Raw genomic sequence first — 1,511 nt, forward strand, 5'->3', positions numbered from 1 at the left:
TTCTTTCGATCGCTCGGAGCGGCGATTATAGCAAAGCTGCTAGAATGCCCGGCATGCTTGACATTGCGGAGGGATCGATGAAAAAAGTCTTGGTTTCGGACAAATTGGCCGAAGAAGGTATTAACTTTCTGGCGGCGCAACCGGATTTACAACTTCGGATTCAAACAGGATTGTCCGAGGACGGGCTTTGCGAATTGATTGCGGATTACGATGCTCTGCTGATTCGTAGCGAGACCCTGGTCAGCGCTAAAGTGCTTGCCTCCGCGAAAAATTTAAAAATTATCGGTCGGGCCGGGATCGGCGTTGACAACGTCGATCTTAATGCCGCGACGGAGCGTGGCATTATCGTAATGAATACCCCCGATGCCAATGCCACGACGACGGCGGAGCTCGCCATTGCGCACATGCTATCGCTCAGCCGGAATTTGCCGGCCGCCAACCAATCGGTGCGTACCGGGAAATGGGAAAGGTCCAAGTTAATGGGGAGCGAGATCGCCCATAAGACGTTGGCAATTCTCGGGTTTGGCACGATAGGACGCATTGTCGCATCGCGAGGGCATGGATTAGGGATGCGAGTCATTGCTCATGATCCGTTCGTGGCGCCTGAAATATTTAGTAAGTACGGTGTCGAGATGGTGGATTTCGAAGGCTTGGTTCGGCACGCCGACTACTTGACCCTGCATTGTCCTTTGCTGGAAAAAACCCGACATGTGATTGGGCGGGATCAATTTTCGGTGATGAAAAAAAGTGCGCGTTTGATCAATTGCGCGCGGGGCGGTCTTGTGGATGAGCAGGCGCTATTTGAGGCGTTGCATTCCGGAAGCTTGGCGGGTGCGGCCTTGGATGTTTTCGAGCAAGAGCCGCCGCAGCGGCATCCTTTGTTTGAATTGGACAACGTCGTTTTTACCCCGCATCTCGGCGCCTCGACCAAGGAAGCGCAAACAGCGGTCAGTGTTGAAATCGCTAGGCAAGTGACCCAATATTTGCAAACCGGCGAAGCCATCAATGCGCTGAATCTGGACAGAGTGTCCAGCGAGGAATTGAATTTGGCTCAACCCTTTATGCGCTTAGCGAATATACTCGGCAAAGTGCTAGCCGAGTTGATCGATCAGCCGATCGAGCGCTTGGAAGTGGCGTTGTTTGGCAAGGCCGCGGAAGCCAAGATTCGGCCGATTTCGGCCGAGGCGCTGATTGGTTTGTTGGCAGGCCAGCTGTCTTCGCCGGTGAATCGGGTGAATGTAGAGCGGATCGCCAAGCGGCAAGGTATCGCTTTGTTGGAATCTCAAAGCGACTTGTCGGAAGGATACCAATCGTTGATTCGGATTGTCGGTCATTGTGGCGATCATTCGGTGGCCCTAGCTGGTACGCTGCTTGGAGACCAGCATCCGCGGTTAGTCGGTCTGAATCATTTCGAAATCGAAGTGGTCCCGGAAGGTGTGCTGCTGATCACTCGCCATCACGACCGGCCGGGTGTTATCGCCGCGATTAGCTCGATACTGGGCTCGGCCGGT

Annotated in this window: 1 protein-coding gene; it reads left to right on the forward strand. The window is 54.0% G+C overall.

Annotation, left to right across the window (positions count from 1 at the left end; all coding sequences use genetic code 11):
• Positions 1-77 precede the first annotated feature (77 nt).
• Positions 78-1,511 (forward strand): phosphoglycerate dehydrogenase (gene serA / locus AC3B8H_RS21235; RefSeq protein WP_488443494.1); only part of this gene is annotated, 1,434 nt, incomplete at its 3' end.

This window comes from Methylomonas sp. BG-2 (genome assembly GCF_057766305.1).